At 73.0% G+C, this 25,359-nt stretch carries 23 protein-coding genes; 9 read left to right on the forward strand and 14 right to left on the reverse strand.

All coding sequences use genetic code 11. From position 1 onward, the window contains the following. Positions 1-2: 2 nt before the first annotated feature. From JT362_RS24075 to JT362_RS24090, 4 genes are all read right to left on the reverse strand, one after another. Positions 3-455 carry a flavodoxin family protein gene (locus JT362_RS24075; protein WP_260193956.1) on the reverse strand — a complete coding sequence of 151 codons (453 nt, stop codon included), beginning with the start codon at positions 453-455 and terminating at the stop codon, positions 3-5. After that, positions 455-2,041: a phospho-sugar mutase gene (locus tag JT362_RS24080; protein ID WP_260194143.1), complete on the reverse strand. Its 1,587-nt coding sequence runs from the start codon at positions 2,039-2,041 to the stop codon at positions 455-457. The genes JT362_RS24075 and JT362_RS24080 overlap by 1 nt, the downstream gene beginning before the upstream one ends. A gap of 134 nt (positions 2,042-2,175) precedes the next feature. Continuing rightward, positions 2,176-2,952, reverse strand: coding sequence for a purine-nucleoside phosphorylase (locus JT362_RS24085; RefSeq protein ID WP_260194144.1), 777 nt, complete (start codon positions 2,950-2,952; stop codon positions 2,176-2,178). 79 nt (positions 2,953-3,031) lie between these two features. After that, positions 3,032-4,837, reverse strand: a complete 1,806-nt coding sequence (locus JT362_RS24090; protein WP_260193957.1) for a serine/threonine protein kinase — start codon at positions 4,835-4,837, stop codon at positions 3,032-3,034. A gap of 59 nt (positions 4,838-4,896) precedes the next feature. On the opposite strand from JT362_RS24090, the gene JT362_RS24095 reads away from it, so the two are divergent. The 5 genes from JT362_RS24095 to JT362_RS24115 all read left to right on the forward strand — a co-directional run bounded on the left by JT362_RS24095 (position 4,897) and on the right by JT362_RS24115 (position 11,234). Further along, entirely contained in the window at positions 4,897-6,339 is a 1,443-nt protein-coding gene (locus JT362_RS24095; protein WP_311202746.1) for a methylmalonyl-CoA mutase subunit beta, read from the forward strand. Then, positions 6,336-8,510 carry a methylmalonyl-CoA mutase gene (gene scpA / locus JT362_RS24100; RefSeq protein ID WP_260193958.1) on the forward strand — a complete coding sequence of 725 codons (2,175 nt, stop codon included), beginning with the start codon at positions 6,336-6,338 and terminating at the stop codon, positions 8,508-8,510. Before JT362_RS24095 ends, scpA begins: the two co-directional genes overlap by 4 nt. Positions 8,511-8,527: 17 nt before the next feature. Further along, positions 8,528-9,514 (forward strand): methylmalonyl Co-A mutase-associated GTPase MeaB, encoded by a 987-nt coding sequence (meaB, locus tag JT362_RS24105; RefSeq protein WP_260193959.1) that lies wholly within the window; start codon positions 8,528-8,530, stop codon positions 9,512-9,514. Positions 9,515-9,524: 10 nt separating this feature from the next. Further along, on the forward strand, positions 9,525-9,815 hold the full coding sequence (locus JT362_RS24110; protein ID WP_260193960.1) for a hypothetical protein: 291 nt from the start codon (positions 9,525-9,527) through the stop codon (positions 9,813-9,815). Between the two features lie 129 nt (positions 9,816-9,944). Continuing rightward, positions 9,945-11,234 (forward strand): amidohydrolase, encoded by a 1,290-nt coding sequence (locus JT362_RS24115; protein WP_260193961.1) that lies wholly within the window; start codon positions 9,945-9,947, stop codon positions 11,232-11,234. Here JT362_RS24115 and JT362_RS24120 read toward each other — a convergent pair. Then, positions 11,231-11,950, reverse strand: a complete 720-nt coding sequence (locus JT362_RS24120) for a helix-turn-helix domain-containing protein (protein WP_260193963.1) — start codon at positions 11,948-11,950, stop codon at positions 11,231-11,233. The genes JT362_RS24115 and JT362_RS24120 overlap by 4 nt on opposite strands. A 225-nt stretch (positions 11,951-12,175) precedes the next feature. Between JT362_RS24120 and JT362_RS24125 the strand changes: the two genes are divergently transcribed. Continuing rightward, complete coding sequence (locus JT362_RS24125; protein ID WP_260193965.1) at positions 12,176-12,838, forward strand: DUF4097 family beta strand repeat-containing protein; 663 nt, start codon at positions 12,176-12,178, stop codon at positions 12,836-12,838. 18 nt (positions 12,839-12,856) lie between these two features. Further along, positions 12,857-15,118 carry a S9 family peptidase gene (locus tag JT362_RS24130; RefSeq protein WP_260193966.1) on the forward strand — a complete coding sequence of 754 codons (2,262 nt, stop codon included), beginning with the start codon at positions 12,857-12,859 and terminating at the stop codon, positions 15,116-15,118. A 1-nt stretch (position 15,119) separates the two neighbouring features. Here the strand turns inward: JT362_RS24130 and JT362_RS24135 are convergent, their stop codons facing one another. Further along, a complete protein-coding gene (locus tag JT362_RS24135) occupies positions 15,120-15,395 on the reverse strand; it encodes a hypothetical protein (protein WP_260193967.1) in 276 nt (91 codons plus the stop codon). A gap of 17 nt (positions 15,396-15,412) precedes the next feature. Beyond that, positions 15,413-15,865 (reverse strand): gamma-glutamylcyclotransferase, encoded by a 453-nt coding sequence (locus JT362_RS24140; RefSeq protein WP_260193969.1) that lies wholly within the window; start codon positions 15,863-15,865, stop codon positions 15,413-15,415. Positions 15,866-15,951: 86 nt separating this feature from the next. Between JT362_RS24140 and JT362_RS24145 the strand changes: the two genes are divergently transcribed. Then, positions 15,952-17,355, forward strand: a complete 1,404-nt coding sequence (locus JT362_RS24145) for an NAD(P)H-quinone dehydrogenase (RefSeq protein ID WP_260193970.1) — start codon at positions 15,952-15,954, stop codon at positions 17,353-17,355. A gap of 105 nt (positions 17,356-17,460) precedes the next feature. Here the strand turns inward: JT362_RS24145 and glpK are convergent, their stop codons facing one another. Together glpK and JT362_RS24155 are read right to left on the reverse strand one after the other, a co-directional pair. Then, positions 17,461-18,966: a glycerol kinase GlpK gene (gene glpK, locus JT362_RS24150; protein WP_260193971.1), complete on the reverse strand. Its 1,506-nt coding sequence runs from the start codon at positions 18,964-18,966 to the stop codon at positions 17,461-17,463. A gap of 20 nt (positions 18,967-18,986) precedes the next feature. Then, positions 18,987-19,733 carry an MIP/aquaporin family protein gene (locus JT362_RS24155; protein ID WP_260194145.1) on the reverse strand — a complete coding sequence of 249 codons (747 nt, stop codon included), beginning with the start codon at positions 19,731-19,733 and terminating at the stop codon, positions 18,987-18,989. A 314-nt stretch (positions 19,734-20,047) separates the two neighbouring features. Between JT362_RS24155 and JT362_RS24160 the strand changes: the two genes are divergently transcribed. Further along, positions 20,048-21,703 (forward strand): glycerol-3-phosphate dehydrogenase/oxidase, encoded by a 1,656-nt coding sequence (locus JT362_RS24160; RefSeq protein WP_260194146.1) that lies wholly within the window; start codon positions 20,048-20,050, stop codon positions 21,701-21,703. A 165-nt stretch (positions 21,704-21,868) separates the two neighbouring features. Here JT362_RS24160 and JT362_RS24165 read toward each other — a convergent pair whose 3' ends face one another. The 5 genes from JT362_RS24165 to JT362_RS24185 all read right to left on the reverse strand — a co-directional run bounded on the left by JT362_RS24165 (position 21,869) and on the right by JT362_RS24185 (position 25,346). Beyond that, positions 21,869-22,657 carry an ESX secretion-associated protein EspG gene (locus JT362_RS24165; protein WP_260193972.1) on the reverse strand — a complete coding sequence of 263 codons (789 nt, stop codon included), beginning with the start codon at positions 22,655-22,657 and terminating at the stop codon, positions 21,869-21,871. A gap of 7 nt (positions 22,658-22,664) precedes the next feature. Next, positions 22,665-23,912 (reverse strand): PPE domain-containing protein, encoded by a 1,248-nt coding sequence (locus JT362_RS24170; protein ID WP_260193973.1) that lies wholly within the window; start codon positions 23,910-23,912, stop codon positions 22,665-22,667. Then, positions 23,909-24,265, reverse strand: coding sequence for a transcriptional regulator (locus JT362_RS24175; RefSeq protein WP_260193974.1), 357 nt, complete (start codon positions 24,263-24,265; stop codon positions 23,909-23,911). Before JT362_RS24175 ends, JT362_RS24170 begins: the two co-directional genes overlap by 4 nt. A 179-nt stretch (positions 24,266-24,444) precedes the next feature. Next, positions 24,445-24,867, reverse strand: a complete 423-nt coding sequence (locus tag JT362_RS24180) for a DUF1707 SHOCT-like domain-containing protein (protein ID WP_260193975.1) — start codon at positions 24,865-24,867, stop codon at positions 24,445-24,447. A 35-nt stretch (positions 24,868-24,902) separates the two neighbouring features. Beyond that, the gene (locus tag JT362_RS24185; RefSeq protein WP_260193976.1) at positions 24,903-25,346 is read right to left on the reverse strand and encodes a DUF1707 SHOCT-like domain-containing protein; all 444 of its coding nucleotides are present in this window, start codon (positions 25,344-25,346) and stop codon (positions 24,903-24,905) included. Between the last annotated feature and the right edge of the window lie 13 nt (positions 25,347-25,359).

The following is a 25,359-nucleotide window of genomic DNA, read 5'->3' on the forward strand; positions in this document are numbered from 1 at the left end:
GGTCAGCTGACCAGGCCGGCGGCGACCGTCGCGCCCAGCTCCCAGCAGGCCTGGAGGTCCTGTGTGGACGGCTCGCCGGTGGCGGTCACGTGCTCGGTCGCCTTCCGCCAGCCAAGGCCGGTGGTGATCGACTCGATGCCGCGGATCGCGCCGGTGGTGTCGTTGTTGCCGTGCACGTACAGGCCGAACGGCCGGCCGCGGGTGGCGTCCAGGCACGGGTAGTACGCCAGGTCGAAGAACACCTTGAGCGCGCCGGACATCATGCCGAGGTTCGCCGGCGTGCCGAGGACGTAGGCGTCGGCGGCGAGCGCGTCGGACACCGACGCCGACAGCGCGGGCCGCCGCACCACGTCGACGCCATCGATCTCGTCGGTCGTCGCCCCGGCCACCACGGCCTCGAACATCGCCTGCGTGTTCGGTGACGGGGTGTGGTGCACGATCAGCAGCGTCGGCATCACGCCTCCAGCAGCGCGGTGATCTCGGTGCGCAGGGCGGTCATGCGCTCGGTGGCCCTGGCGCGGGCCGTCGCGAGGTCGTCGGTCGGGGGCTCGACGATCTCCAGGTACGCCTTGACCTTCGGCTCGGTGCCGGAGGGGCGGACGATCACCCGCAGGCCGTCGCCGCGCAGGCGGAGGATGTCGGGGGCCGGGTCGTCCCGGTCCACCGCCGCGCCGCCCAGGGTGGCCGGCGGCGAGGCGCGGAGGGCGGCGACGACCGGGGCGGCCAGCGACGCGTCGGCGAAGCGCAGCGAGACCTGGTCGGTCAGGTGCACGCCGTGGGTGCGGGCGAGGTCGTCGAGGGCGTCCGGGAGTGTGCGGCCGGCGGCCTTCAGCGTCGCCGCCAGGTCGCAGGCGAGCACGGCGGCGGAGATGCCGTCCTTGTCCCGCACGAAGTCCGGGTCGACGCAGAGGCCGAGTGCCTCCTCGTAGGCGAACACCAGCCCGTCGCCGGCGCGGGCCAGCCACTTGAAGCCGGTCAGCGTCTCGGCGTGCCGGGCGCCGTGCGCTGCCGCGACCAGGCCGAGCATCGACGACGACACGATCGTGGTGGCCACCAACGGATCTGGATGCTCCACAGTATCCAGAGTGGACAGCACGTGCGCGCCGAGGAGCACACCGGTCTCGTCGCCACGCAGCATCCGCCAGCCGTCGGGGAAGCGGACGCCCAGCGCGCAGCGGTCGGCGTCCGGGTCGAGCGCGATCGCGAGGTCGGCGCCTGCCGACTCGGCGGCGGCCAGCAGCAGGTCGGACGCACCGGGTTCCTCGGGGTTCGGGAACGTGACGGTCGGGAAGTCCGGGTCCGGCTCGGCCTGTTCCGGCACCAGCGAGACGTCGGTGAACCCGGCCGCGCCCAGGGCGTCCAGCGCGGTCGCGCCACCGACGCCGTGCATCGGGGTGAGCACCACCCGGAGGTCACGCGCCGTGCCTCGGGGGAGAGTGGCCACCCGGTCGAGGTATCCCGACAGGTCGGTCACCGGCACGGCACCTGGCGCGGTGGGCACCATCCTGGCCGGCGGCGCGTCCCGGATGCCGGCCTCGATGAGCCGGTCGTCCGGAGGCGCGATCTGCGCGCCGTCGCCGGTGTAGACCTTGTACCCGTTGTCCGCCGGTGGATTGTGCGACGCGGTGACCTGGATCCCGGCGACCGCGCCGAGCGCGCGCACCAGGAACGCGGTCACCGGCGTCGGCAGCGGGTCCGGCAGCGTCCGTACGGTGAACCCGGCCGCGACCAGCACCTCGGCCGCGGCGGCGGCGAACCCGGCCGACCCGTGCCGCGCGTCCCGGCCGACGACGACCGTGCCGCCGGCGTGGCCCAGGTGCCGCAGCCACGCCGCCACTCCGGCGGTGGCCCGGACGACGACGGCCCGGTTCATCCCGTTCGACCCGGCCCGCACCGGTCCGCGGAGCCCGGCGGTACCGAACGTGAGCGTCCCGTTCATCCGATCGGTGACTTCGTCCACCGCACCGGGGACGCCGCCCATCGCCTGGGCCACCACCCGCTGCAGCTCGGCCTTCGTGTCCGGATCCGGGTCGTCCGCCATCCACCGGAACGCCCGGTCCCGCAGTTCGGCGGCGAGGCTCGCTGTGTTCACGGTTCGCTGCGCTCCTCCGCTACCCGCCGGTTTCCCTCCTGCGCTGCTCGTCAGTCCAGCCGGCGGACGCTCCGTCGCTCCGCTCATGCGCGCTCCACCAGCGCGTGCAGCAGCCGGCCCATGCGGTTGGCGGCGGCGCGGCCCGCCTCCAGGACCTCCTCGTGGTTCAGCGGTTCGCCGGTGACGCCGGCGGCGAGGTTGGTCACCAGCGACAGGCCGAAGACCTCCGCGCCCGCCGCGCGCGCCGCGATCGCCTCCAGCACCGTCGACATGCCGACCAGGTCCGCGCCCATCGTGCGCAGCATGCGGATCTCCGCCGGGGTCTCGAAGTGCGGGCCGGGCAGGCCCGCGTACACGCCCTCGACCAGCGACGGGTCGATCTCCCTGGCCAGGGCGCGCAGGCGGGGCGAGTACAGGTCGGTCAGGTCGACGAAACGGGCGCCGACCAGCGGTGACGTCGCCGTCAGGTTCAGGTGGTCGCTGATCAGCACCGGCGAGCCGACCGGGATGCCGTCGCGCAGACACCCGGCGGCGTTCGTCAGGACGACCGTCCGGCAGCCGGCCGCGGCCACCGTGCGCACGCCGTGCACCACCGACGCGACGCCTCGGCCCTCGTACCCGTGCGTGCGGCCGAGCAGGACCAGCACCCGCCGGCCCCCGATCCGCAGTGACCGGACCGTTCCGCCGTGGCCGGCGGCGGTCGGCGCGGCGAAGCCGGGCAGCTCGGCCATCGGCACCTCGACGTCCGCCGCGCCCAGTTCGTCGGCCGCCGGGCGCCACCCGGAGCCGAGGACGACGGCCACGTCGTGGGCCTCCTCGCCGGTGCGGGTCAGCAGCGTCCTCGCGGCCTCCTCCGCCAGTGCCTGCGGGTCCAGCTGATCGTTCACGGTCTCAGTCACGCCGCGAGCGTAGCCGCGCCGGGAACGTGGGACTCGCGGGTCAGCCGGTGACCTGGAAGGTGGGGATCAGGCGCTCGAACAGTTCGCGGCGTCCGGTGTCCTCCTGGTCGACGGGGACGGTCACGCTGACCACCCAGAGATCGTCGCGGAGCGGGTAGAGGTTCGCGAACGTGACGCGGTTGAGGTTGCCGGCGGACGGGACGTCCGGGGCGAGGTCCTCGGCGTCCACGCGGGTGCGGTACGTGAGCTGCTGCGCCTGCTCGGGGCCCTCGCCGATGTTCCGCGTCTCGATGCGGTTGACCGGCTCGTACGCGACGTTCTCCCGGTCGGCGAGGTCGTCCACGTACTCCTCGATGTCCTGGTCGGGGTAGAACCCGGCGAACCGCTCGATCGTCAGGGTCCTGGTGCCGTTCGGGGAGACCAGGTACACCCGCGTGCTGGTCAGCCCGTCGACGTCGCGTTCCTCGACGAACCGGGACCAGTCCGCCGGCGCGCGCACCACGTAGCTGCCGCCCTGCGCGCCGTTGACCGTGGCCGCGTCGCCCGTCCAGTCGACCAGCTCCGCCTCGGCCGATGGCTCCGGGGCCGGCACGGATGTCGACGCGCGGGTGCGGTCCGGCGGCAGCACCGGCTCACCGCCCACCACCCGCGCGAGTGCGAACCCGCCGCTCGCCGCGCCGGCGAACAGGAGCACCGCCACCAGCGCGAGCGCCGCCGACGCCAGCGCGCCCCGCCGCCCGGCCGTCCGGCGCGGACGCGGCGGAGTGAACGGCAGCGGGCCCGGCGCGGCCGCCAGCTCCGGGGCCGACGACTCCGAAGGTGCCGAAGGTGCCGGTTCCGGCACGGCCGTGCGCTCGGGAGCGAACGGTGGCGAGGACGCCGGGTCCGGCTCGGCCGCGAGTGGTGCCGACGGCTGCGACGCGTCGACCGGCTCGTTGACCCCGGTTGGGCTGTCGTCGCCGTCGGAGCCGTCCAGGCGGCGCAGGATCTCGGCCGACAGCAGCGGTGTCGACGGGGGCGGCAGCAGGGGGTGCAAACGATTGCGTACCTCGGTGAGCGTCAGCCGGTCCGCCGGCTCCTTGACCATCAGGCCCGTGATGACCTCGGCCAACGGCCCGTCCGACGGACGCGGTACCTCGCCGTGCACGACCTGGTTGATCGTCGCCAGCACCGCCCCGCTCGCGTCGTACGGCGGGTTGCCCTCGACCACCGCGAACAGCGTCGCGCCGAGGCCCCACAGGTCCGCCGCGGGTGTCACCTCCCGCCCGGCCGCCACCTCCGGCGCGATGTAGCACGGCGAGCCGAGCATGATCCCGGTCCGCGTGATCGTCTTCTCCGACACGTTCCGCGCGATGCCGAAGTCGGTCAGCTTCACCCGCCCGTCGCCGCCGACCAGCACGTTCCCCGGCTTCACGTCCCGGTGCGTGATGCCCTCCTGGTGCGCGGCGGCGAGCCCGGCGGCCACCGCGTCGCCGATCGCGGCCGCCATCGGCACCGGCAGCGGGCCGAGCGCGCGGGTCAGCTCCGCCACGCTGTACGCCGGCATGTACTCGGTGACCACGAACGGCTCGCCGCCCTCGCGCGCCACGTCGTGCAGGGTGATCACGTTCGAATGCGACAGGGCGGCGATCGCCCTGGCCTCGCGCAGGGTCCGCTCGCGCAGCTCGTCGGCCTCCGCGTCGGGAATGCCGGGCGGCAGCAGGACCTCCTTCACCGCCACCGGACGGCGCAGGAACTCGTCGTAGGCCTCCCAGACGATCCCCATCGAGCCCTGTCCGAGCCGCCGCCGCAACCGGTACCGGCCGGCGACCAGACGATCGGGAGTGGCTTGGGACACGGCGACCATTGTGCGGCATTCACCACAACCACAGGTGCGAACCCGGCGGGTACGTAGCATCCTCGGGTATGCGACTGGCCTCGGAGTTCCCGGAAGCGACCAGGGACCAGTGGCGCGCGCTGGTCGGCGGCGTGCTGCGCAAGTCCGGAGTGGACGCCGACAGCCTCGGACAGCCCGTGGAGGCCGCGCTCGCCGGCCCGACCTACGACGGCTTCGACCTCGCCCCGCTCTACACCGCCGACGACCCGGCGCCGCCCGCCGGCTACCCCGGGCTCCCGCCGCACGTGCGCGGCGGCACCCCCGACGGCCGGGTCCTCGACGGCTGGGACGTCCGCCAGCGCCACGCCCACCCGGATCCGGACGTCAGCCGCCGCGCGATCCTCGCCGACCTGGAGCACGGCGCCACCTCGCTCTGGCTGGCCGTCGGCGCCGCCGGGCTCCCGGTCGACGCCCTCGGCGACGTGCTCGCCGACGTCCACCTCGACCTCGCCCCGGTCACCCTCGACGCCGGCGCGGACCTCGCCCGGGCCGCGGCCGCGCTGCTCGACGTGCACACCGACCGCGGCGTGCTGGCCGGCGAGGTCCGCGGCAACCTCGGCGCCGACCCGATCGGCCTGCGCGCCCGCACCGGCACGGCCCCCGACCTCGACACGACCACCGCGCTCGCCGGGCGCGTGGCGGGCCGGTACCCGAAGCTCCGCGCGGTCGTCGTCGACGCCCTGCCGTACCACGAGGCCGGCTCGTCGGACGGCCAGGAGCTGGGCTGCGCGCTCGCCACCACCGTCGCCTACCTGCGCGCGCTGACCGACGCCGGCCTGGACGTCGACACCGCCGTCGCCCAGGTCGAACTCCGCCTGGCCGCCACCGCCGACCAGTTCGCCACGATCGCGAAGTTCCGCGCCGCGCGCCGGCTGGTGGCGCGGGTGACCGAGGTGTGCGGGGCGCGGGTGCGGGCCGTTCCGCAGCACGCGGTGACCTCATCGACGATGATGACCAGGCGCGACCCGTGGGTGAACATGCTGCGTACCACGGTCGCCTGTTTCGCCGCGGGCGCGGGCGGCGCGGACGCGGTGACCGTGCAGCCGTTCGACGCCGCCATCGGCCTGCCGGACGCCTTCGCCAGGCGGATCGCGCGCAACACCCAGTCGATCCTGATCGAGGAGTCCAAAGTGGCCGGCGTGATCGACCCGGCGGGCGGCTCCTGGTACGTCGAGCGGCACACCGACGAGCTGGCTCGCGCCGGCTGGGCCGTGTTCACCGAGATCGAGCGGGCAGGCGGCATCCTCGCCGCCCTGGACAACGGCCTGGTCGACGAACGGCTCGCGGCGACCCGCACGGCCCGTACCGCCCGGTTCGCCGCCGGCGAGGAGTCGATCACCGGCGTCACCGTGTTCCCGAACCCGGACGAGCAGCCCCTGGTCCGCCAGGAGGCCCCACCCGTGCCGAGCGGCGGCCTGCCGAGGGTCCGGTACGCCGAGCCGTTCGAGGCGAAGCTGGAGGCCGAGGCATGAGCATTCCGAACTTCTCGAACGTCGAGCTGGGCGAGCCGAGCGTTCCGGACGCCGCCGCGTGGCAGGCCGCCGTGCAGGAGGCCACCGGGAAGGGGCCCGACGCGTTGGCGTGGGAGACCCCGGAGGGCATCGGCGTCAAGCCGCTCTACACCGGCGAGGACCTGGCCGACCTGGACTTCCTGCGCACGTACCCGGGCATCGTGCCGTACCTGCGTGGGCCGTACCCGACGATGTACGTCAACCAGCCGTGGACCATCCGCCAGTACGCCGGGTTCTCCACCGCCCAGGAGTCGAACGCCTTCTACCGCCGCAACATCGCCGCCGGGCAGAAGGGCCTCTCGGTCGCGTTCGACCTCGCCACGCACCGCGGCTACGACTCCGACCACCCGCGCGTGGCCGGCGACGTCGGCATGGCCGGGGTGGCGATCGACTCCATCCTCGACATGCGCCAGCTGTTCGACGGCATCCCGCTGGACACCATGTCGGTGTCGATGACCATGAACGGCGCCGTGCTGCCGATCCTCGCGCTCTACGTGGTGGCGGCCGAGGAACAGGGCGTGCCGCAGCACAAGCTCGCCGGGACCATCCAGAACGACATCCTCAAGGAGTTCATGGTCCGCAACACCTACATCTACCCGCCGCAGCCCTCCATGCGGATCATCTCCGACATCTTCGCGCACACCTCCGAGCACATGCCGAAGTTCAACTCCATCTCGATCTCCGGCTACCACATGCAGGAGGCCGGCGCCACCGCCGACCTGGAACTGGCCTACACCCTCGCCGACGGCGTCGAGTACCTCCGCGCCGGCCTGGACGCCGGCCTGCCGGTCGACTCGTTCGCCCCGCGCCTGTCCTTCTTCTGGGCCATCGGGATGAACTTCTTCATGGAGGTCGCCAAGCTCCGCGCCGCGCGGCTGCTGTGGGCGAAGCTGGTGAAGCAGTTCGAGCCGACATCGGACAAGTCGCTGTCCCTGCGCACGCACTGCCAGACCTCCGGCTGGTCGCTGACCGCCCAGGACGTCTACAACAACGTCATCCGCACCTGTGTGGAGGCGATGGCCGCCACCCAGGGGCACACCCAGTCGCTGCACACCAACGCGCTCGACGAGGCGCTCGCGCTGCCCACCGACTTCTCCGCGCGGATCGCCCGCAACACCCAGCTGCTGCTCCAGCACGAGTCCAACACCACCCGGGTGATCGACCCGTGGGGCGGGTCCGCGTTCGTCGAGCGGCTCACCCACGACCTCGCCGAGCGGGCGTGGGGGCACATCAGCGAGGTCGAGTCGGCGGGCGGGATGGCCCGCGCGATCGACGCCGGCATCCCGAAGCTGCGCATCGAGGAGGCCGCCGCCCGCACCCAGGCCCGCATCGACTCCGGCCGCCAGCCGGTGATCGGGGTCAACAAGTACCGCCTCGCCGACGCCGACGAGGAGATCGACGTGCTCCGGGTGGACAACGCCGGGGTGCGCGCGCAGCAGCTCGAGAAGCTGCGGCGGCTCCGCGCCGAACGCGACCCGGCCGCGGTCGAGCGGGCGCTCGACGCGCTGTCGGCCGCCGCGAACGGGTCCGGGAACCTGCTCGCCCTCGCCATCGACGCCGCCCGTGCGAAGGCCACCGTCGGCGAGATCTCCGACGCCCTCGGCAAGGTCTGGGGGCGGCACGAGGCCCGGATCCGTACGATCTCCGGCGTGTACTCCGAGGAGGTCGGCAAGACGTCCGCGGTGGACGAGGCGCGGACCGTGGTGGACGCGTTCGCCGAGGCCGAGGGCCGCCGACCGCGCATCCTGGTCGCCAAGATGGGCCAGGACGGGCACGACCGGGGGCAGAAGGTGATCGCCACCGCGTTCGCCGACCTCGGCTTCGACGTCGACGTCGGCCCGCTGTTCCAGACCCCAGCCGAGGTCGCCCGCCAGGCGGTGGAGGCGGACGTGCACGTCGTCGGGGTCAACTCGCTCGCCGCCGGGCACCTCACGCTGGTGCCCGCGCTGCGCGACGAGCTGGCCGCGCTCGGCCGGGACGACATCGTGATCGTCGTCGGCGGAGTGATCCCGCCGCAGGACCACGACGCGCTCCGCGAGTCCGGCGCGACCGCGATCTTCGGCCCCGGCACGGTGATCGCCGAGGCCGCCACCGGCCTGCTGCGCACGCTCGCCGACCTGCACGGGCACTGAGCGGATGGACTGAGCGAATGGACGTCGAGCAGTACGTCTCGGGCGTGCTCGCCGGCGACCGGGCGATCCTGGCCAGGGCGATCACGCTCGTAGAGTCCCGCCGGGCCGACCACCGCGAGCTCGCCCAGCGGCTGCTCGTGCAGCTGCTGCCGCACGCGGGGAACGCGCACCGGGTCGGCGTCACCGGCGTGCCGGGGGTCGGCAAGTCGACGTTCATCGACGCGCTCGGCTCGACGCTGACCGAGGCCGGGCACCGGGTCGCGGTGCTCGCCGTGGACCCGTCGTCGACCCGTACCGGCGGCTCGATCCTGGGCGACAAGACGCGGATGGCGCGGCTCGCGGTCGACCCGGCGGCGTTCGTCCGGCCGTCACCGACCTCCGGCACGCTGGGCGGGGTCGCCCGCGCGACCCGCGAGACGATCGTGCTGATGGAGGCGGCCGGCCACGACGTGGTGCTGGTGGAGACCGTCGGCGTCGGCCAGTCGGAGATCGCGGTGGCCGGCATGGTCGACTGCTTCCTGCTGCTGACCCTCGCGCGCACCGGTGACCAGCTGCAGGGCATCAAGAAGGGCGTGCTGGAGCTGGCGGACGTGATCGCGGTGAACAAGGCCGACGGCGACCACGAGGTCCCGGCCCGCCGCGCCGCCCGCGAGCTGTCCGGCGCGCTGCGGCTGCTGCGCGGCGCGGAGACGAGCTGGAAGACCCCGGTGCTGACCTGTAGCGGGCAGACCGGCGCCGGCCTGGATACGCTGTGGGAGCAGGTCGAGCTGCACCACCGCACGATGACCGAGTCGGGCGAGCTGGCTGCCAGGCGCCGGCGTCAGCAGGTCGACTGGACCTGGGCGATGGTGCGGGACACGCTGCTCACCCGCCTGCACGAGCATCCCGAGGTCCGCGCGCTGACCCCCGAGCTGGAGCGCGCGGTCGCCGACGGCGAGCTGACCCCGACCCTCGCCGCGCGGCGGATACTCGAGGTGTTCACCAACTCACCGACCGCTGACTAACATGAGTGCCATGCGGAGTGCCTCCCGGCTCGTGATCGTCGCCCTGTCGGTGTTCGTCCTGGCACTTCCCGCGCTGCCGGCGGCGGCCAGCACGGTCGTGTTCGAGCAACAGCCGCCGTCGACCGCACCGGCGAACCCGGACGACACCGCGCCGGCCGGCCCATCGCTGGAGCCGGCCGACACCGAGGCGGAGCAGTCCGAACAGCAGCGCAAGATCGTGCTGGGCGTGGCGTCGGTGGTGCTGGTCGGGATCGTGGTCTGGGGCCGCAGCGTCCGGCGGAAGCGGGCGAAGGCCAAGTGACAACTGGCCGATTGTGATCTTTGGTCAGGCCGAAGACCGTTCGCCGTTCGGCGCATGGTGTATACCGAAAATCGGCCGCCCAGGCCTTCTCGTTCGATCCTCAACCCCCCATGGGGCAGGATTGGCCGGGTGACAGTGCTCGATTCACGGTCCGGCATGTCAGGGGACCGGGACGGTGTGATGGCTGACGGGGCCGGTGTGCTGATTACCGACGAGGGTGTCAGTATGCCGACGGTGGAGGACATGGGAGCAGGTCGAGGGCCGAACTGGCTCGACGAGTGGCTCGCGCGCAACGCCGTCGACGTACTCGCCTGGTACCGGCACATCCACGCGCACCCCGAGCTGTCGCGCAACGAGTACGCCACCACCGAACTCGTGGCCGGCCTGCTGTCCAGGGCCGGTCTGCGCCCGAAGATCTTCGACACCGGCACCGGCCTGACCTGCGAGGTCGGCTCCGGTGACCGCTGTGTCGCGCTCCGCGCCGACCTGGACGCGCTGCCGCTCACCGAGCTCACCGGTCTGCCCTACGCGTCCACCGTGCCCGGCGCGGCGCACGCCTGCGGCCACGACGCGCACACCGCGATGCTCGTCGCCGCCGGGCTCGCACTGGCGTCGGCACCCGAGCTGCCCGGCCGGGTCCGCCTGGTGTTCCAGCCGGCCGAGGAGGTCATGCCGGGCGGTGCCCTGGACGTGATCGGCGCCGGCGGCCTGGACGGCGTCGAGTCGATCTTCGGCCTGCACTGCGACCCGCGGCTCAAGGTCGGCAGCGTGGGCTCCCGGGTCGGCGCCATCACCTCGGCGACCGACCTGTTGGAGCTGCGCCTGACCTCGCCGGGCGGGCACACCTCGCGCCCGCACCTGACCGCCGACCTGGTGCACGCGCTCGGCACGGTGATCACCGGCCTGCCGGCGCTGCTGTCCCGCCGCATCGACCCCCGCTCGGGCACGGTGCTGGTGTGGGGTGCGGTGCACGCCGGCGAGGCACCGAACGCGGTCCCGCAGGACGGCGTGCTGCGCGGCACCCTGCGCACCGGTGACCACGAGGTGTGGGCCGACCTGGAACCGCTGGTGGCCGGGCTGATCGAGTCGCTGCTGGCCCCGACCGGCGTCGGCTTCGAGCTGGAACACCGCCGCGGCGTGCCGCCCGTGGTGAACGGCCGGGACACGACCGCCGTGCTGTGCGCCGGTGTGGAGGCGGCCCTGGGTGAGCAGGCGCTGACCACGACCAAGCAGTCCTCCGGCGGCGAGGACTTCGGCTGGTACCTCGAGCACGTCCCCGGCTCGTTCGCCCGCCTCGGCGTCTGGTCCGGCGAGGGGCAGATGCCCGACCTGCACCAGCCGACCTTCCACCTGGACGAGCGGGCGCTCCTGGTCGGCGTGCGCGTGCTGACCCACACCGCGCTCGCGGCCCTCGCCTAGCGCGGCCCGGAGTCCGCGTAGAGGATCTCGCGGGCCTGCTCGGCGGCGCGGGTGATGCTCTCGCCGACGAAGTCGACGAAGCGGGCGATGTTCTCCAGCCGGACGGCCGCCGGGGTGCCGGGGCCCAGTACCCCGGCGCCCTGTCGCGCGGTCTCGGCGAGCCGGGCGTGGGACCGGGCGCTGGCGATGATCGACTCGTACCACACGTCGTTGTCGGCGAGGTAGCGCTCGCGGCGGCGGTCGTCGCGTTCCCGGCGGACGAGGCCCTGACTCTCGAGGAACGCGATCGCCTTGGACACCGATGCCGGACTGACCTGAAGCCGCTGGACGAGCTCGGCCGCGGTGAGGCTGCCGGCGTCGGTGGTGAACAGGCAGGTCAGCACCCGGGCCGCCATCGTGGGCAGGCCCTGTCCCATGAGGAGCGTCGTGAACGTCTCCTCGTACGCGCGCACGGCCTCGTCGTCGCGCCCGTCGGCCCTCGGCGGCGCCTGCCGCCCGCGCGGCGCGGTACGCCGCCGCCGCTGGGCGCGGTGTTCGCTGGCACGATGGGCCAGGTCGGCGCGGTACGCGGTGGGGCCACCGTTCCGCGTCACCTCCCGGGTGACCGTCGAGGTTGGGCGGTCGAGACCCCGGGCGATCTCCGCGTAGGCGAGGCCCTCGGCCAGGCCCAGCGCGATCTGCTGGCGTTCCCGCTGGGTGAGCCTGCCTCCCGGCATCGCGACCTCCTCCGTGCTCCACCGACGCCGTGAGCATAGCGTTCGTTCGCATTCTGTTGCAACGAAGGACGGCAACTTCGTTGCATTAAAAGCAGACCCGTTGCAACGATTTGTCGCTATCTACCTGAGGTTTTGCCGACAAGACGCAACAAGAGTGTTGCCGTGTTCATGAACGCAACGTAGCGTTTCTCATGTTAGAAACAACGAGGGCGGGAGCTGAGCACGATGCAGACCTTCGACACCCCCACCCCGATCTCCGCCGTCCTCGACATCCCCGCGGGGCACGTCCGGCTCATCGCCGCCGACCGGGCCGACACCGCGGTCGAGGTCCGGCCGGCCGACGCCGCGAAGAACCGCGACGTGAAGGTCGCCGCGCGCACCACCGTCGAGTACGGCGACGGCGTCCTGCGGGTCGAGAACACGGCGAAGAACCAGATCCTCGGCGCCTCCGGATCCATCGAGGTCACCGTCCAGCTGCCCGCCGGCTCCCGCGTCGAGGCCAAGGCGGCCAGCGCCGAGCTGCGGGGCGTCGGCCGGCTCGGCGACGTCGCCTTCGACGGCGTACACGGCTCGATCAAGCTCGACGAGGCCGCGAGCGTCCGCCTCACCACCCAGGCCGGTGACGTCACCGTCGGCCGGCTGACCGGTCCGGCGGAGATCAGCACCGGCAAGGGCGACATCCGGATCGCCGAGGCCGCGCGCGGCGCGGTCGTGCTGCGCACGCAGGCCGGCGACGTGTCGGTCGGCGCCGCCGCCGGCGTGTCCGCCGCCCTCGACGCCGGCACCACCCTCGGCCGGATCACCAACACGCTCAGGAACACCGGTGACACCGACCTGACCATCCACGCGACCACCGCCATCGGCGACATCGCCGCCCACGGCAACTGAGCGGGAAAGGACGACGACATGACCACCACGCACGCCTACCAGGCCGCCGAACGACTCCTCCGCCGCTCCGCCAGCCCCGGCGACCTGGTCGTCGGCGACAAGGTCCGGCCGAGGTGGATCGGCGACGGCAGGTTCTGGTACACGGTCGGCACCGGCAGACGGTTCGTGCTGGTCGATCCGGCCGCGGGCACCCGCGAACCGGCCTTCGACCACGCCCGGCTCGCCGACGCCCTGGCCCGCGCGTCCGGGCACCCGGTCGACCCGGAAGCCCTGCCGTTCCCAACCATCCAACCCGCCGGCAACGTCGTCGAGTTCGACGCGTTCGGCGAGCACTGGCGCTGCCACCTGGACGGCCACACCTGCGAGCGGGCCGAGCCCGCGCCGCCCGGCAACCCGCTGGCAGTGCCGTCACCCGACGGAAACGTCGTGGTGTTCCGCCGCGGCCACGACCTGTGGGCTGGTTCGCCGGCCGACGGCCGCGAGTGGGCGCTGACCACCGACGGCGGACCCGACCACGCGTACGGACCCGGCCCGGCCAGCACGGGCAACGCCACCCTGCTGCGCAAGATCGGCCTGCCGCACCTGCCGCCAGCGGTGGCCTGGTCGCCCGACTCGACCAGGGTGCTGGCCCACCGGACCGACGAGCGCGACGTCCGGCTGACCCACCTGGTGGAGGCGAGGCGGGCCGACGGCGGTCCGCCCACCACGCACACCCAGCGCTACGCCTACCCCGGCGACGAGCACCTGCCGCTGGCCGAGCTGGTCGTGCTGGACGTCGCCGAGGGCACCGTGGTCCGGGCGAAGGCGGAGCCGCTGCGCATGCCGCACGTGTCGCCGATCGTGGCCGGCTGGGCGTGGTGGGCGCCGGACGGCTCGGCCGTGTACTACCTCGACCAGCCCCGCGATCCGCGCACCCTCACCCTGCACCGGCTGGACCCGGCCACCGGCGAGGTCACCACCGTGCTCAGCGAGACCGGGCCCACCCGTGTCGAGCCGAACCAGTGGCTGTACGAGCCGCCGATCGTGCGGGTGCTGGCCGGCGAGGTGCTGTGGTACTCGCAGCGGGACGGCTGGGGCCACCTGTACCGGTACGACCTGCGCACCGGCGAGCTGCTCGGGCGGGTCACCTCCGGGGAGTGGGCGGTGCGGCAGATCCTGCACGTCGACGAGGCCGAGCGGGTGGTGTACTTCACCGCGTCCGGGCTGGTCGGCGCGGACCCGTACCGGCGCACGGTGTGCCGGGTCGGGCTGGACGGCTCCGGCTTCGCCAGGGTCACCGACGACGACCTGGACCACGTCGTCACCACGCCTCCCGGCACGGCGTACTTCCTGGACTCCGCGTCGACCGTCGACACCCCGCCGGTGACCACGGTTCGCGACTGGTCCGGGCGCGTGCTGGTCGAGCTGGAACGGGCCGACATCGGCGGGCTCACCGCGACCGGGTGGTCGCCGCCGGAGCGGTTCCGGGTCACGGCCGCCGACGGGGTGACCGACCTCTACGGGGTGCTGTACCGGCCGCACGGGTTCGACCCCACCCGGCGTTACCCCGTGGTGGACACCCTCTACCCCGGCCCGCAGGTCAACCGGGTCGCCCCGACCTTCGACCCCGGCGGGATGGGCCTGGACGCGGAACCCCTGGCGGCGCTGGGCTTCGCGGTGATCGCGCTCGACGGGCGGGGCACGCCGGGCCGGAGCAAGGCCTTCCACGACGCCGGCCGCCTCGCCGACGCGGGCTGCCTGGCCGACCACGTCGCGGCGCTGCGGCAGCTGGCCGAGACCCGGCCGTGGCTCGACCTGGACCGGGTGGCCGCGTTCGGCCACTCCGGCGGCGGGTTCGCGGCGGCGCGGGCGGTGCTGGACCACCCCGACGCCTACCACGCCGCGGTCGCCCTCTCCGGCTCGCACGACGCCCGGTACTTCAACCCGGGCTTCGTGGAGACCTACGACGGCGCGGACGACCCCGAGGCGTGGGCGCGTGCGGCCACCGTGGACCTGGCGGACCGGCTCGTGGGCAAGCTGCTGCTCGTCCACGGCGAGTTGGACGACCAGGTGCACCCGCAGCACACGCTGCGACTGGCCGACCGGCTCGTCGCCGCGGGCAAGGACTTCGAGCTGCTGATCGTGCCCGGTGCCGAGCACACGTTCATCGACCACCTGGCCTACGTCCGCACGCGCTGCTGGGACTTCCTGGTGCGGGAACTGGGCGGCACCGCGCCACCCGCCTACCGGCCCGCGCCGATCCCCATCGGGCCGGAGCTGCTGGCCGAGATGTTCGCCTGAGCTAGTAGTGGTCACCCTGGTCGCGGCGACCGGCGACCGTGATCAGGGTGACCGTGAACAGCGTGTAGCAGCCGAGCGCGATGCCGGCGTCCACCAGCCGCTCCAGCCCGCCCGACTCGTCGAGGAACAGGCTGAGCGCGGCGAACCCGCCGATCACCACGACCAGCGCGAGGCACACCTTCACGAACCGCCCGTAGGAACACCAGCGGGTGCACGAGCCCGGGCTGAGGTGCTTGCACAGCGCGTCACCGTGTCCCGTGCGCGGGAGCTGTTTCACACCGTGCCGGCTCACGGCTACGGCCCGATGCCCTGACAGGGGCGGATCCGCAGGTCGGCGACGTAGTCCGCCGGTGCCCCGGCCGCCTCGGCGGCGTCGGAGACCACCCCGAGGTACCGGGCGGACGGCAGCCCGCCCTCGTAGGCGTCCAGCACGTACAGCCAGGACAGCAGCGAGCCCTCGAGCGTCTGCACCCGGAGCCGGATCTTCGAGTGCAGGCCCAGCTCCGAGCCCTCCCACCGGTCGAGCCGGGCCTCGTCCTCCGGCGTCACGTCGTAGAGCACGACGAAGACCTGCGAGCCGGGCTCCTCGACGATGGTGGCGAGCGCGCCCTCCCAGCCGATGTCCTCCCCGCCGAAGGTCAGCCGCCATCCCACGAGCCAGCCGGTCCCCGCCATCGGCGAGTGCGGCGCTCGCTCCATCATCTGGGCTGGATCCATGTTGGACCCGTACGCGGCGTAGAGCGGCACGCCGACAGCGTAGCGATACCTCGGACCAGGCGCGCCGTCACGGGCGTCAGCGTGTTCCGTTCATCCCGCCCGCGTACGGTTGGGGCATGACTCGCATCGTGATCATGGGCGGCGGTCCGGCGGGGTACGAGGCCGCGCTGGTCGCCGCGCAGCACGGCGCCGACGTCACGGTCGTCGAGCGGGACGGGCTGGGCGGCGCGTGTGTGCTCTACGACTGCGTTCCGTCCAAGACGTTCATCGCCTCCGCCGGGGCGAGGTCGAGCTTCCACAGTGCCGACGAGCTCGGCATCCGCACCGGCAGCCACGTGCCGCCGGTCGACCTGCCGGTCGTACACGGACGGGTGAAGGGGCTCGCGCTCGCCCAGTCCGCGGACGTGCGCAACCGGGTGCAGCGCGAGGGCGTCCGGGTGATCAACGGCACCGCGAAGTTCTGCGACGAGCGCACCGGCCTCGCCGCCCACCAGGTCGCCGCGATCGGACACGACGGCGAGGTGGAGAAGCTCGACGCGGACGTGGTGCTGATCGCCACCGGCGCGACCCCCCGGGTACTGCCCGGGGCGGAGCCGGACGGCGAGCGGATCCTCGACTGGCGGCAGCTCTACGACCTGCCGGAGCTGCCGGAGCACCTGGTCGTGGTGGGCTCCGGGGTCACCGGCGCGGAGTTCGTGTCCGCGTACACCGAGATGGGCGTGCGGGTCACGCTGATCTCCAGCCGCGACCGGGTGCTGCCGCACGAGGACGCCGACGCCGCGGCGGTGCTGGAGGACGTCTACGCCGCGCGCGGCACCGAGGTGGTCAAGCACGCGCGGGCCGAGCGGGTGGAGCGCACCGGCAAGGGCGTGGTCGTGCACCTGCGCGGCGGTCAGACCGTCGAGGCCAGCCACGCCCTGATGACCGTCGGCTCGGTGCCCAACACCGAGGGCATCGGCCTGGACAAGCTCGGCCTGCGGACCGCCCAGGGCGGCTTCGTCCAGGTCGACCGCGTGTCCCGCACCAGCGTGCCCGGCGTCTACGCGGCCGGCGACTGCACCGGCCTGCTGATGCTCGCCTCCGTCGCCGCCATGCAGGGCCGGATCGCGATGTGGCACGCCCTGGGCGAAGGCGTCGCGCCCATCAAGCTCAAAACCGTGGCCGCCAACGTCTTCACCCACCCGGAGATCGCCACCGTCGGCATCAGCCAGCAGGCCATCGACTCCGGCGAGGTCCCCGCCCGCACCATCGTCCTCCCCCTGGCCACCAACGCCCGCGCCAAGATGGAGGGCCTGCACCGCGGCTTCGTCAAGCTGTTCTGCCGCCCCGCCACAGGTGTCGTCATCGGCGGCGTGGTCGTGGCCCCGACGGCGAGCGAGCTGATCCTCCCCATCGCCCTCGCCGTCCAGAACCAGCTCACCGTCGAGCACCTGGCCACCACGTTCTCGGTCTACCCGTCCCTGTCCGGCTCCATCACCGAAGCCGGCCGCCGCCTCATGCGCCACGACGACCTGGACTAACCGCGAGTCGTACCTTCCCGTCGCGCGAGTCGTACCTTCCCGTCGCGCGAGTCGTACGTTCCCGGAACGTACGACTCGCTGGACGGGACGGTACGACTCGCGGGGTCACTCGGCCCAGTCGAAGGTGCGGGTGACGGCCTTCTTCCACTGGGCGAACGTCCTGTCGCGGTCCGCGTCGTCCATCGACGGGGTCCACTCCTTGTCCTTGGCCCAGTTGTTGCGGATGTCGTCCTCGCCGGCCCAGAAGCCGACCGCCAGACCGGCCGCGTAGGCGGCGCCGAGGGCCGTCGTCTCCGCGACCACCGGGCGGATCACCGGGACGCCCAGGATGTCGGCCTGGAACTGCATCAGCAGCTCGTTGCCGACCATCCCGCCGTCGACCTTCAGCGACTTCAGCGGCACACCCGAGTCCGCGTTCATCGCGTCGATCACCTCGCGGGACTGGAACGCGGTCGCCTCCAGCACCGCCCGCGCCAGGTGTCCCTTGTTCACGAACCGGGTCAGCCCGACGATCGCGCCGCGCGCGTCCGACCGCCAGTACGGCGCGAACAGCCCGGAGAACGCCGGCACGAAGTAGCAGCCACCGTTGTCCTCGACCTTGCGCGCGTGCTCCTCGATCTCCGGCGCCGACGCGATCATGCCCAGGTTGTCCCGGATCCACTGCACCAGCGACCCGGTGACCGCGATCGAGCCCTCCAGCGCGTACACCGTGTCCTGCGAGCCGATCTTGTAGCAGACCGTGGTGAGCAGCCCGTTCTCCGACGCCACCTGCTCGGTGCCGGTGTTGAGCAGCACGAAGTTGCCGGTGCCGTAGGTGTTCTTCGCCTCGCCGACCGACAGGCACGCCTGCCCGAACGTCGCCGCCTGCTGGTCACCGAGGATGCCGGCGATCGGCACCCCGGCGAACGCCCCGCGCTCCCGGACCTTGCCGTACTCCTCCGACGACGACCGGATCTCCGGCAGCATCGACAGCGGCACGCCCATGTCCGCCGCGATGTCGGCGTCCCAGGACAGGGTGGACAGGTCCATCAGCAGCGTGCGGGACGCGTTCGTCGGGTCGGTGACGTGTACGCCGCCGTTCGGCCCGCCGGTCATGTTCCACAGCAGCCAGGTGTCCATGTTGCCGAACAGCAGCTCGCCCGCCTCGGCCCGCTCCCGCGCGCCGTCCACGTTGTCCAGGATCCAGCGGATCTTGGGCCCGGAGAAGTAGGTGGCCAGCGGCAGCCCGGTCTTGGCCTTGTACCGCTCCTGCCCGCCGCCGAGCGCGGCCAGCTCGTCACAGATCTTGTCGGTCCTGGTGTCCTGCCAGACGATCGCGTTGTAGACCGGCTTGCCGGTCGCCTTCTCCCACACCACCGCGGTCTCCCGCTGGTTGGTGATGCCGATCGCGGCGATGTCCGACGCGTCCAGGTCCGCCTTCGCGAGCGCGCCCGCGGCGACCTTCCTGGTGTTGCCCCACACCTCCGCCGGGTCGTGCTCGACCCATCCGGCGCGCGGGAAGATCTGCTGGTGCTCCATCTGGTCGACCGCGACGACCTCGCCGGCGTGGCTGAAGATCATGCAGCGGGTGGACGTGGTGCCCTGGTCGATCGCGGCCACGTAGTTCGTCATGGGGTGCGCCTCTTCTCTGTTCAGGACGTGGCGGGCAGGAGCTGGAAGACGAGCCCGGCGACGGCACCGCCGGCGATCGGCCCGACCACCGGGACCCACGAGTATGCCCAGTCCGGGCTCCCCTTGCCCTTGATCGGCAGGATCGCGTAGGCGATGCGGGGGCCGAGGTCGCGGGCCGGGTTGATGGCGTACCCGGTCGGCCCGCCGAGCGAGGTGCCGATGACGATGACGACGAACGCCACCCCGGCGTAGCCGAGCGCGGAGTTGCCGAACGTCGGCAGGCCGTCCTCGCTCTGGGAGAAGACCGGGCTGAGCAGGATCCAGAACACCAGCACGAACGTGCCGATGAACTCGGTGACCAGGTTCCAGCCGTAGTTCCGCACGGTCGGGCCGGTGGAGAAGATGCCGAGCGTGTTCGCCGGGTCGTCGTGGGTGTCGAACTGCAGCTTGTACGCGGCCCACACCAGCACGGCGCCGAGGAACGCGCCGACCATCTCGCCCAGCAGGTAGGCCGGCACGTCGGCCCACTCCGTCTTGCCGGCGCTGACCAGGCCGAGGGTGACGGCGGGGTTGAGGTGCCCGCCGGTGGGGTTGGCGATGCTCGCGCCGACGAACACCGCGAAGCCCCAACCGATCGTGACCATCAGGAAACCGCTCGTGTTCCCGATGGTGCGCTTGAGGACGTTGTTCGCCACGACACCGCAACCCAGCAGCGTCAGCGCCGCGGTGCCCATCAGTTCCCAGAGGAAGATCTCGCCAAAAGACAGCTCCACGACCACTCCTTCGCACCGAAGTGGTAGGCGCCGCGACCTGGTGGCTGGGGGCCTGAAGGGTGGGGCGCCGGTGCCTACCCTGAGCGGTTCCGGACGCTACGGGACTCAAGGTCAACTTGTCCAGACGGCGTCCGGCGGTGTGAAACGGGCTAGTCGGACGTACGCCCGGTAGCGTGGATCTCGTCCCGGCGGCAGCTAGGCGAGGAGGGGCCGTGAACGACCGCGACGCGCACTCCACTTCGGACACCATCGGTGGCAGGCTCGGCACCGAGGAGCGCGAGCAGACCTGGCAGCGGCTGGGTTCGGAAATGTTCGACCTGGTGGTGATCGGTGGCGGCGTGGTCGGCGCCGGAACCGCGCTCGACGCGGCGACCAGAGGGCTGCGGGTGGCGCTGGTCGAGGCGCGCGACCTCGCGTCCGGCACGTCGAGCCGGTCCAGCAAGCTGTTCCACGGCGGACTGCGGTACCTGGAGCAGCTGGAGTTCGGCCTGGTACGCGAGGCCCTGCGGGAACGGGAGCTGATGCTCACCCGGATCGCGCCGCACCTGGTCAAGCCGGTGAGCTTCCTGTACCCGCTGACCCACCGCGTCTGGGAGCGCCCGTACACCGCGGCCGGCCTGTTCCTGTACGACACCATGGGCGGTGCCCGGTCGGTGCCCGGGCAGAAGCACCTCTCCCGCGCCGGCGCGCTGCGGATGGTGCCGGCGCTCAAGCGGTCGGCGTTGATCGGCGGCATCCGGTACTTCGACGCGCAGGCCGACGACGCCAGGCACACGATGACCCTGGCCCGCACCGCCGCCCACTACGGCGCGGTGATCCGCACCTCGACCCAGGTCGTCGGCTTCGTCCGCGAGGCGGACCGGGTGGCCGGGGTGCGCGTGCACGACGTGGAGAACGGGCGCGAGCAGGAGGTCCAGGCCAACGCGGTGATCAACTGCACCGGCGTGTGGACCGACGAGCTGCAGCGGCTGTCCGGGTCGCGCGGCCGGTTCCGGGTGCAGGCGTCGAAGGGCGTGCACATCGTCGTGCCGAGGGACCGGATCGTGTCGGAGTCGGGGCTGATCCTGCGTACCGAGAAGTCGGTGCTGTTCGTGATCCCGTGGCGCAACCACTGGATCGTCGGCACGACCGACACCGAGTGGAACCTGGACCTGGCGCACCCGGCGGCCACCCAGCACGACATCGACTACATCCTCGACCACGTCAACGAGGTACTGGCGACCCCGCTGACCCAGGACGACATCGAGGGCGTCTACGCCGGTCTGCGCCCGCTGCTGGCCGGGGAGAGCGAGGAGACCTCGAAGCTGTCCCGGGAGCACGCGGTGGCCAGGGTGGCGCCGGGCCTGGTCGCGATCGCCGGCGGCAAGTACACGACGTACCGGGTGATGGCGGCCGACGCGGTGGACGCGGCGGCGGCGGACCTGCCAGGGCGGTTGCAGTCGTCGATCACCGACAAGGTGCCGCTGCTCGGCGCGGACGGGTACCACGCGCTGGTGAACCAGGTGGACCAGCTGGGGGCGCGGCACGGCCTGCACCCGTACCGGGTGCGGCACCTGCTGGACCGGTACGGCTCGCTGGTGCACGAGGTGCTGGCGCTCGCGGAGGACCGCCCGGAGTGGCTGCGCCCGTTGGACGCGGCCCCCGACTACCTGGGCGTCGAGGTGGTGTACGCGGCCAGCCACGAGGGCGCCCTGCACGTGGAGGACACGTTGGCCCGCCGCACCCGCATCTCGATCGAGTACCCGCACCGCGGCGTCGACTGTGCCGAACAGGTGGCCGAGCTGATGGGCGAGGTCCTCGGCTGGGACGCCGAGACGGTACGGCGTGAGATCGAGGTCTACACCGCCCGCGTCACCGCCGAACGTGACTCCCAGACCGAGCCGGACGACCACGCCGCCGACGCCCGCCGCTCCGCCGCTCCCGAGGCCCGCCCCGCGCTCAAGGAACCCGAACCGGCCACCTGACCCCGCGCCGCGCCGCGACCCCTGCCCGCGACCCCTGCCCGCGACCCCTGCCCGCGACCCCTGCCCGCGACCCCTGCCCGCGACCCCCGCCCCCGCCCCCGCGAACGTACGACTCGCGGGACGGGAGGGTACGACTCGCGGGACGGGAGGGTACGACTCGCGGGGTCAGCGCTGCTCGTCGTGGAGGGTGGTGAGGTGTTGGAGCATGCGGCGGGGGTCGGCGGGGGAGATGGTGGTCCAGGGTTCGGAGTCGTCATCGGCGCGGCGTAGTTGGAGGTAGCGGCCGGCGGCGGTGTCGAAGAAGCTGACGACGCGCGGGGCCCGGACGCGGCGGCCCCAGCGGTCGCGGACCGCGCTGCCGAACTGGCCCTGGTTGACCACGTCGCCGATCATCTCGGCCAGGTCGCGGGCGTCGGTGGGGCGGATGCCCCTGGCGAGGAGGGCCGCCTCGAACCGCTCCCGCTCGTTCGCCGCCTCGGCCGCGGCCTCGAAGTCGGCGGTGGGCAGGGTCAGGGAGCGGCCGGGGCCGGCCGGCGCGCCGGGCAGCACCGACAGCGCGAACCGGGGCAGTCCGGTCGCGTCGGCGTACCGGAGGGTCATGGTCGACCCGGACAGCGTCGCCAGCACCGCCTCGTCACCGGTGGCGGCGGCGAACACGCGCAGCGGCGACCCGATCCACAGCCGCCCGTCGATCTCCCGGTCCGGGCGGCGCAGCAGCGACAGCAGGTGCTCGAGCCGCCGGTCCAGCTCGACCGGCCCGCCGAGGCCGCGCTCCTCCAGCGACGCCCACACCGAGCGCACCAGCTTGGCCCGCTCCTCCTCGGTCCGTCCGGGTGACGGCACCTTGAGCACCAGCGGCATCGCGTCCAGCGCGCAGTGTTCCCAGAGCACGTCGAACTCGAGGGCCGAGATGGTCAGCGGATCGTCGGTGGTCTCGGCGAACAGACCGGTCATGCTGGCTTCATCGCGGGGTGTGGCCGTCTCCGATCACGGTGGGCGGGAGCTGGTGCTCCTCGCCGAGAATAGACACCGCCTCGGTCACCCCGCCCGCTGGCTCGCGCAGGTCCCAGCGCCGGCGCGGGGACTCGCCCACCACCGGCTCCTCGTCGTCGCCGAACCACTGGCTCGACCCGATCGCCTCCACCCCGAACCGGCGCAGGGCCATCCGGTCCTGGTGGGCGACCGGAGCCGCGGTGGTCGGCGCCACCGGGGCGTTGGTGTGGTGCGCGGTCGCCGCGACCTGGCTCGCCGCGGCCGCGTTGAGGTCGGCGCCCAGCTTCGGCGCCGGGGCCGAGGGCGCTGGCGCCGAGCCGCCGGACACGACGGCGGTGGAGCGGTTCGGCTTGCGCCGGCGTTCCTCCGAGTCGGGGGCGACCGGCGCGAGCACCGCGCCGCTGAAGCCACCGGGGTTGGGGGCCGGGGCGGGCGGGGTCGGTGCCGGGGCAGGCGCGGGGGCGCGCGGCGCCGGCTGCTCGAGCACCGGCGCCGACGAGCTCGTGGTCGGCGCCTCCCAGCGGTCGCCGCCGACGAAGTGGTGCCACCACGGCCTGCGGTGCTCCTGGCGCCGTGGCCGGAGCCAGCCGAGCAGCCAGGACGGCCGGGAGACCTCGTGGTGGCCGACCCCGCCGCCGTGGTGCATCTCGCCGCGCTCGACCAGCTCGGGCGGGTCGGTGAAGACCGACAGCCCGGCGGTGTTGGTCTCGGAGTTCAGCTCGTAGGCGGCCATCACCTCGAACGCGCGCTCCTCGGCCGAGTTCGCCGAGGCCTCCGCGGTTTCCAGGTCGGTCTGGGTCCGGGCGACCTGCGCCGCGGGAGCCACGGTCGGATCCGGCGCGGTGGCCGGGACGTCCTCCGGGGGCGGCATGTCCGCGCGGGCCTTCGCGATGTGGTCGCCCTGGTCCTCGACCGCGGTGCGCATGTGGGCGGCGGCGGTGCTGGTCTCGGTCGCCCAGGCCGCGGTGACCGACAGCCGGTCGTACGCGCGCCCGGCGGCCCGGCCGGACCAGCCGGCGCCCGACTGCTCCAGCGCCTTGCGCAGGTCGAGCCCGATCTCGTCCAGCTCGGCCGCGATCTCCTGCCACCGCCGCGAGGGCTCGGCCGACGCCGCGGCGCCGGGGCCCTCGTGCAGCATCAGGTACAGCTCCTTGTGCGTGTGCCCGCGCCACCGGGGCGTCTCGCCGGCTGGCACTTCCGGAGTTGGTTCGGTCACTGCGCGCCCTTCGTGCCGACGTTCGCCTTGCCGTCGCCGTCGACCTCGCGGTACTGCTCCGCGGTCCGGTCGAGATTGGTCACGGCGGCGTAGAGCCGGTCGCGGTAGGCGCGCAGCGCGTCGACGGCCGACCGCCGGCTGTCCACGGACCGCTCGTTGAACGCGACGCTCGCTTCCCGGCTGACCGGGTCGCCCGCCCACGCGGTGACCCGCAGCTCCGCGTCCGCCAGCGTCAACTGCCGGTCGACCTTCGCCAGCGCGTCCGCGAACGCGTTGCGCAACATCGGCACGGCGTCCGGATCGACGTGGAGGATGTCGCTCCGGTCGTCCTGCCCGTGCTCGCCGTGCGCCACGCCGCCCTCCAACCAGATCCGCTCGTGTCCCGTCGAACTCTATCCGTTCGCAACGGTCGGATTCGACGGTTCATCGCGAGTTTGTGAGATCTTTTTCAGAGTGTGGCAATGGCCGGTGGCGGCGACAACCCACCGATCGGCCCGTATCAGTTGCCAGTAGGCACGCGGTCAGCGCAGCGTCATCGGCCGTGTGGGCCATGCCCGTGCCGCCACCGGGCGCCACTGACGAAGAAGAAGATGAACGGCAGCATGAAGACCAGCGGGAACACCTTGATCCAGGCGACCAGGCCGATCACCAGCGCGACCGCCGCCACCCCGGCGAGCACCTGGGCGACCCCCGGACCGGTCCGCACCGGGCGTGGCGCGGCGGCGCGGGTGACCGGGGGCGGACCGGGCCGGCCGAACGCCGGGCGCGGCTCTGGCAGGTCGTCGAACAGGTCGAGCAGCTCGCCGCGGGTCTTGGCGGCGGTGACCTTCGCCGTGCGTTCGCCGAACTCGTCGATGTCGAGCCGACCCTCGCTCAGGTGCTGGCCGAGCTTGCCGAGCGCGTCCTCCCGCTCGGTGTCGCTCACCCGGATGTTGGAGCGTTGGTAGTCGGCCACGCCTCGATCGTACGTCCGATCCCGCTGAGAAACTCTCAGCTTTCGGCGGCGCCCTCGGTGACGTCCTTGGTGAACGCGATCCCCAGCACCATCGCGAGCACCGCGACCCCGACCGCCACGAGGATCGTCCACCACAGCCCGGCCGCCACGGTCAGCACGATCGCGGTCGGCAGGCCGACGAGCAGCGCGAGCACCCCGACCGCGTCCAGCACCCGGGTGGCCCGGCTGCGCTCCCGCCCGCCCGGCCACTCCGGGTACGCCGGCACCGCCCGGCGCGGCGCCACCGAGGTGCTCAGGTCGGGGTGCGGCGCCGGCAGGTCGTCGAACAGGGCCTCGAGCTCTGGCCGGAGCACGGCGTCGGTGGCCCGCCGGCAGCGCAGCTCGTACTCGGACGGGGTCAGGCGACCGTTGGAGTGGTGTTCACCGAGCGCGGCGAGTGCGTCCGCGCGCTCGGCCGAGCTCACCCGGATCTCCGCCAAGCGCCCTCCCGGG

The sequence above is a fragment of the Actinophytocola gossypii genome, from assembly GCF_025165815.1.
Lineage (GTDB): Bacteria > Actinomycetota > Actinomycetes > Mycobacteriales > Pseudonocardiaceae > Actinophytocola > Actinophytocola gossypii.